This window comes from Armatimonadota bacterium (assembly GCA_039679645.1).
Lineage (GTDB): Bacteria > Armatimonadota > UBA5829 > UBA5829 > UBA5829 > UBA5829.
Map to the genome: position 1 here is coordinate 48798 of JBDKUO010000015.1, position 7365 is coordinate 56162.

Annotated in this window: 7 protein-coding genes; all 7 read left to right on the top strand. The window is 50.6% G+C overall.

Annotated elements, in window-relative coordinates; translation table 11 throughout:
* The first annotated feature begins 364 nt into the window (after positions 1–364).
* A complete protein-coding gene (locus ABFD83_03420; GenBank protein ID MEN6356116.1) occupies positions 365–1063 on the top strand; it encodes a response regulator transcription factor in 699 nt (232 codons plus the stop codon).
* Positions 1047–2426 (top strand): ATP-binding protein, encoded by a 1380-nt coding sequence (locus ABFD83_03425; protein MEN6356117.1) that lies wholly within the window; start codon positions 1047–1049, stop codon positions 2424–2426. The genes ABFD83_03420 and ABFD83_03425 overlap by 17 nt, the downstream gene beginning before the upstream one ends.
* 180 nt (positions 2427–2606) lie before the next feature.
* Entirely contained in the window at positions 2607–3455 is an 849-nt protein-coding gene (locus tag ABFD83_03430) for a RodZ domain-containing protein (GenBank protein MEN6356118.1), read from the top strand.
* A gap of 448 nt (positions 3456–3903) precedes the next feature.
* Positions 3904–4275, top strand: coding sequence for a 30S ribosomal protein S12 (gene rpsL / locus ABFD83_03435; protein ID MEN6356119.1), 372 nt, complete (start codon positions 3904–3906; stop codon positions 4273–4275).
* A gap of 123 nt (positions 4276–4398) precedes the next feature.
* Positions 4399–4869, top strand: a complete 471-nt coding sequence (gene rpsG / locus ABFD83_03440) for a 30S ribosomal protein S7 (GenBank protein ID MEN6356120.1) — start codon at positions 4399–4401, stop codon at positions 4867–4869.
* A gap of 181 nt (positions 4870–5050) precedes the next feature.
* Complete coding sequence (gene fusA / locus ABFD83_03445; GenBank protein MEN6356121.1) at positions 5051–7144, top strand: elongation factor G; 2094 nt, start codon at positions 5051–5053, stop codon at positions 7142–7144.
* A gap of 118 nt (positions 7145–7262) precedes the next feature.
* Positions 7263–7365: GTP-binding protein (locus ABFD83_03450; GenBank protein MEN6356122.1), on the top strand; the 103-nt coding region annotated here is incomplete at its 3' end.

Genomic DNA, 7365 nt, shown 5'->3' on the forward strand with positions numbered 1-7365 from the left:
TGCAGATATCTAAGTATATCATGTTTACGCTTATCTGGTCAGGGGTGCGTGTCAAATTCACGGATTATTAATTGCGAAAGAGCGAAATTTCCGAAAGCACGAAATAGGATATGGTCTTAATATAGAAGCAAACCATAAATTGCATTGGAATTCATTTCACTCGCTGATCCTTTCGCGTTTTCGCCCTTTCGTGCTTTCGCTATTAGAGCAACCTACCTAAATTTTGGCTATTTCCGTAGATTTGACATACACACTCTGGTCAGCCCAAACTTGACATCGCTTCTTGCCAATCGTAACATGAGCTATGGTTGTGCGAAAGCACGGAACGTATGCACTCTGGCCAAGTCAGGAGCTGCAATTTGTCATGAATGACAGGATACTTCTCATAGAAGACGAGGCGCCGATTGCCGAATCGGTAGCCTATTCTCTTAAGGCGGAGGGGTTTGTTGTAGAAACGTCCGGTGACGGGCTTTCGGGACTTTCCGCATTTCGGACTTTTTCACCTGATCTGATAATCCTTGATCTTATGCTGCCTAAGCTGGGTGGAATGGATTTCTGCAGAATTGTCCGCAGGGAATCCAACGTGCCGATATTGATGCTTACGGCAAAGACCGAAGAGATTGATCGAATCATCGGTCTGGAGATGGGTGCAGATGATTATTTGCCTAAGCCTTTCAGCATCCGCGAGCTGATTGCACGCGTTAAGGTGATTTTGCGCCGTGTGCAAAGCGCTCACGATGATGAGAAGAATGCATTACTGGAGGTGGGTCCTATCCAGCTCGACCTTGCCAGAAGGCGAGTTACTTTAGGTGGAAACCAGGTGCATTTGCCGCTCAAGCAGTATGAACTCCTGCGTGCTCTGATGTCAAACAAGGGCAGAGTCCTCAGCAGGGAGGAGCTGTTTAAGAGGGTGTGGGATGCAGATGCTGCCTACGACACGGGCTCTCTCGACGTCCACATACGCTGGCTCAGAGAAAAAATCGAGCAGGATCCAAGCTCCCCGACCTATATAAAGACAGTGCGTGGGATTGGTTACAAGATCGTTTGTGAGGGTGAAGATTAGGCTCTTTCTTCCAAGTGTCATATTTGCCGTATTGGTGACTTTCCTGGTGACTGTCATTGTGCAATCAGCAGGCCTGCTGTTTTCTGTATGGATCAGGTGGTTGATATGCGCGGTTCTGCTTGTAATGCTTTGCTTTGCCTATGCGCGTGCTTCGACTTTGAAAGCCAAACGCGCAGCGCGCTTATCGCAGGCGATCAAACAAATCGCCTCGGGTTCGGAATCTTTCGATCAACGCGTCATATTGGATGAGTTTGGTCACGACCTGGCTAATACAGTTATAAGCCTCAGCGAGAGCATAAGGGTGCTCAGGCGCGAAAAGCGCCAGGGCATGATTGTGATAGAAAGTATGGCTGACGGTGTCATCACAGTCGATGCTCAGGGTCGTATTATGCTGTGCAATGCCGCGGCTCGTCGAATATGCGGTGTAGATGAGTCACAGATCGGAGTGCAGCTCGAGGACACCGACGTGCATCCTGAAATCACCAGACTGGCGTATGAGTCCATGTCCGGCAGGTGCGTTCTGAGTTCTGAAATCAGGCTTCCCGGCTGGCCGCAGCGAGTGATAAGCATTCGAGCCGCATGGTATCGGCAGGCGAGTTCGTCGGAGGATAGCGCGCTTATCATATTGCACGACCTTACGGACGTCCGGCGTCACGAGATGAACCAGAGAGAGTTTGTTGCCAATGTCAGCCATGAGCTAAAGACACCGATTACGGCAGTCAGGACAACGGCGGAAGCGCTGCTTGCAGGCGCAAAAAACGATGAAGATTTTGTGGACAGGTTTCTGAACTCCATCATCTCGGAGAGCGATAGACTGTCATCGTTGATCGAGGACTTGCTGGATATCGCAAGGCGAGATTCGGGCATCACAAAGACTGAGAAATCTACCTGCTTTGTATCGGAGATTATCAGCCGCGCTGTAAGGGTAATCAATCCGCAGGCTGTAAGCAAGAACATATCGGTCGATATCACTGCTCCCGATGACCTGGTAGGTTATTGTGATGAAGCGCAGGCGGTGCAAATGGTCCGCAACCTGGTGGATAACGCGGTCAAATATACCGCCGAGGGCGGGCATGTCTCAGTCGAGGCTAAGACGCATGGATCGGGGATTGAGATAACGGTCGCCGACACCGGTATCGGCATTCCGCAGGGCGAGATAGATCGTATCTTCGAGCGTTTTTATCGGGTAGATAAGGCTCGGTCCCGGCGCCTGGGAGGCACTGGGCTTGGCCTGGCTATCGTTAAAGATATAGTTGAGTCTCACGGCGGCAAGATCGACGTGCGCACTCAACTCGGCAAAGGCAGCTCATTTACAGTTACACTGCCCGGCAGGGATGACTGGCTGCCGGTTGAAGACACCTGATGGCAGATTGACTGGTGGCGAAGCTCCCGCTGAGCCGAGACAATTTGGTGCAGCCAGGCTCGATGTGAACCTTGCCCTCCAAGGCATAATTGCGGAGAGTGAACCTTACCATCTTGATTGAAAAGCTATTATTATGTAGAATATCTAACGGATAATATTCCAACCGGACTATGAGGCATAATGGAAAACAATGAAACAATAGGCGCAATGCTCCTCCAGGAGAGACAAAAACGCGAGCTTTCCCTGGATGAAGTCCACGACGCCACAAAAATAACAGTGCATAATCTCGCAGCTCTAGAGGAGGACCGCTTCGATCACTTTCCAAACAGAGTATACGCGCGCGCGTTTCTGCGTGACTACGCCAACTTTCTTGGCCTGGACAGCGGCGAACTGCTGGAAAAATATGAGTACGACTGGCAGGGCGTCATTCGCGAGACGGCTCCGCAGCCGCCAAAGCGCAAGTCGGTCTGGAAAAGCGTGCTGGTTACGCTGTTGACTCTGGTAGTGCTTGGCGGACTTACAGCAACTGTATATTTCTATGACAAAGGGTGGGGGATTAAGGTACCTGCAGCGATCAGAGGCAATGTAGGAAAGCCGGATGTAGCTCAGCTTCCAAAGCCTGAACCGATTGTGCCCGCACCTGTCAAGCCAGAAGCAAAGAAACCTGCCGGGCAGCCAAAAGCCGAGAAGCCTGCCGCGCCGCAGTCATTGTCGCTTGAAGTCACGGCAAGCAGGCCTGTGTGGGCAGATATTAAGGCCGACGGCCAAAAGGTGATCTATGGCATGCTGCCAGCCGGTATCAAGACAGTGACAGCCAAGAAAGTTGTCTTTATAAAGGTCGGCCAGGCAACTGCAGTCAGTTTGAAACTCAATGATAAGCAGTTGCCTCCGATGGGAACATCAGCCAATATGGCCAAGGCAGAGTTTCGGCTTCCGGCACAGCCTGCGAAGACTGCACCGGTCACTGGTCCTGGAAAGACTCCGGCAGGAGCGGCAGCCGGCACAACTTCAAAGCCAGCCGGGCAATAGTCGTTTGATCGTGAATCGTTTGATCGTTGATCGTCTGATCGTGCACACTGCTTCGCGCTACAACCGCTAGGCGAGGCTCGCGCCGAGCTGTATTTGTTCTCGTAAAACTGAATGGCTTCTGAACTGAATTCATTAGTTGATTAAGCCTGCAATATTGTGGTATATTACACATCGGCGTACGTTAATAGTGTCGGGAGCAAAAAAATGTTGCCTGGATGTTACCGAATGCTATTGACAATGCCGGACTGAGTTAGATATAATTTACAAGTTCGGGTCGGGGCGATCTCGACCGAGCACGTTTGCCGACATATCAGGAGGCGATTAGCACACCTTTCTCGTTGCGGAAACAACTGAAGCTATCCAAGGTGGACTAACGCCCTTCGAGTGTGTCACGAGGGGTTTTTTATTGCCCCGAGTCAATGTTAACATTTAATTTAGGAGTGTCAGTTTGCCGACTATCAGCCAGCTTGTAAGGAAAGGCCGCGCCAATGTCAAGAAAAAGACTAAGGCGCCCGCACTTAAAGGAAACCCGCAGAAGCGCGGTGTATGCCTTATAGTGCGAACCGAAACGCCGAAAAAACCTAACTCTGCTCTGCGAAAGGTCGCAAGAGTCAGGCTTACCAATGGAATGGAAGTAACCACTTACATTCCAGGCATTGGTCACAACCTGCAGGAGCACTCCGTGGTTCTTATCCGCGGAGGCAGAGTCAAGGATTTGCCGGGTGTTCGCTATCACGTAATTCGCGGCACGCTTGACGCGGCGGGCACGGCCAACCGCAAGCAGGGCCGTTCAAAATATGGAACCAAGCGACCGAAGTAGGTCTGAGTCAAAAGGTCAAAATGTTCCGAGTCAAAAAGTTGAGACTCAGTCTCTTGTAGAGTAGCATAGCTTTTTGACTTTCAAACTTTCAAACTTTTTGACTTGTGTGGAGGATTTAACAGTATGCCCAGAAAAGGTCCCGTTAAGAAACGCGAGATTAATCCTGATCCGCTTTATGGAAGCAGGATGCTTACACGTCTGATGAATCGAGTATTAATGGACGGTAAGAAGTCCGCGGCGGAGAAGATCGTCTACGGTGCTCTCGAGATTATTGAGAACAAGACGAATCGCAAAGGTATCGAGGTCTTCGAGGAAGCAATGAAGAACGTGATGCCTGTGATAGAGGTAAAGCCGAGGCGCGTTGGTGGTTCGACCTACCAGGTGCCTGTTGAGGTGAGATCTGATCGAAAGGTTGCGCTTGCACTTCGCTGGATCGTGACCTACTCTCGCAAACGCAGTGGGCATACAATGGTCGAGAGACTGGCGGCTGAGCTTATGGATGCCGCGAATAACACCGGCGCTTCCATTAAGAAGAAGGAAGACGGCCACAAGATGGCCGAGGCAAACAAAGCGTTTGCGCATTATCGCTGGTAAATAATCGTAAATAATCAATATAAAATAATCAATACTAAATAATAAATGCTGTATGGAAGGGGGCGGAAGATAGAGAGCAAAGTGAAGATCGAGCAATCGGGGACGGGGTCATAAGATCCGCGCCCGGCGATCCAGCATGCTTTCTGCTTTCCCTCGGGAGTTTTTGAGTAAGGAATCTATAATGTCTCGCGATTATCCGTTAGAAAAAACACGGAATATTGGCATTGCCGCGCATATCGACGCCGGTAAGACGACCGTAACGGAGCGTATGCTCTATTATACTGGTCGTATTCACCAGATGGGCGAAGTTCATGAGGGCGCGGCGACCATGGACTGGATGGAGCAGGAGCAAGAGCGAGGCATCACCATAACCTCTGCGGCCACCACTTGTATGTGGAAAGACAGTCGCATCAATATCATCGATACCCCCGGTCACGTGGATTTCACCGTTGAAGTAGAGCGAAGCATGCGCGTCCTTGATGGCGTGATTGCAGTTTTCTGTGCAGTTGGCGGAGTCCAGCCTCAGTCTGAAACAGTATGGCGACAAGCCAATAAGTATAAAGTCCCCCGTATAATTTTCGTCAACAAGATGGACCGCGTCGGTGCGGACTTCATGCGAGTTGTCGAGAAAGTGCGTGAGAGGCTTGGAGCGAACGCGGTTCCGATTCAGTTACCCATAGGCTCTGAGAGCGAACTAAAAGGCGTAATCGATATCGTTCGTCTCAAGGCTCTGTATTATCATGACGACACGGGACGTGACTTCGAGGAGAAGGATATTCCTGATGATCTTCGCGCAAGTGCGCTTGAAGCCAGAGAGTATCTGGTCGAGAAAGTCGCTGAGATCAACGATCACCTGATGGAGAAATATATCGAGGGTGAGAAGATCACTCCCGATGAGATAAAAGCCGGGATCCGCACAGGAACCATTCGTAATAAGCTTGTTCCGGTGCTTTGTGGTTCCGCATTTAAGAACAAGGGCGTACAGCCGCTTATGGATGCCGTTGTCGACTACCTGCCGTCACCGTTGGATGTTCCTCCGGTAGAGGGTGTAAGCGTATCGACTGGCGAGCCGGTCACGCGTGAGGCGTCAGATAACGAACCATTTGCTGCCCTTGCATTCAAGATTATGAGCGACCCATATGTGGGCAACCTCACATATTTCAGAGTCTACAGCGGGCAGCTGGAGCGTGGCAAGCAGGTTTGGAATGCGAACAAGGGCAAGAAAGAGCGCCTAAATCGAATCTTGCGAATGCATGCCAATCACCGCGAGGAAGTACAGAATGTTTATGCAGGCGACATAGTCGCGGCAGTGGGACTTGACACTACCAATACAGGCGACACGCTCTGCACCGAAGATCACAAGATTCTGCTTGAGACCATTCAGTTCCCCGAACCGGTCATCGAAGTCGCAATCGAGCCTAAGACAAAGAGCGATCAGGAAAAAATGTCGCTTGCTTTGCAGAGGCTGGCCAAAGAAGACCCCACTTTCAGAGCGCGAACCGATGAAGACACCGGTCAGACGATAATCGCTGGCATGGGTGAGCTTCACCTTGAGATTATTCTCGACCGTCTCTATCGCGAGTTCAAAGTTGAAGCAAACCACGGCAAGCCGCAGGTTTCCTATAAAGAGACAATAACGAAGCCTGTTAAGGTTGAGGGCAGGCACGTAAAGCAGAGCGGCGGGCACGGTCAGTATGGCCATGTAATAATTGAGATGGAGCCGCTTGAAGCCGGTTCCGGATTTGAGTTTGTAAACAAGGTCGTCGGCGGCGATGTGCCAAAGGATTATATCCCGGCAGTCAAGCAGGGTGTAGCAGAAGCGTTAAAGTCGGGTGTCCTGGCCGGATTTGAAGTGGTCGATGTCAGAGTCACGATCACCGGCGGTTCATACCATGAGGTTGACTCATCCGATATGGCATTCAAAATTGCCGGTTCGCTGGCGGCACGCGCTGCAGTTGAAAAGGGCAAGCCGACCCTTAAGGAACCGATTATGAATGTTGAAGTCGTGGTTCCTGAAGAATATCTGGGTGATGTTATCTCGGACCTTAACGGGCGCCGGGGCAGCATTACTCATATGGAAGTCGGCGCAAGCGGGACTCAGCAGTTGGATGCAAAGGTGCCGCTTTCTGAAATGTTCGGATATGCGACCTCCCTTCGCTCTATGAGCCAGGGTAGGGCATCATATACAATGGAACCGTCGCACTATGAGCAGGTTCCCGTGAGTCTGGCAGAGAAAGTTGTCGAGAAGACGACCGGTCGCTCACTTAAAAGATAGTAAATTCGGTGTATCGGGAATTTATTCACGATACGATGCAATGTTTCGGGAACAAGTTCGCGAAACATCTTGGTTGTTGAGTTAGAAATTAATTAGCTTATTCTTGGAGGCAAATAATATGGCAAAGCAGCGGTTTGAGAGGACGAAGCCGCACGTGAACATTGGAACGATAGGTCACGTGGACCATGGCAAGACAACGTTGACTGCCGCGATCACTGCGG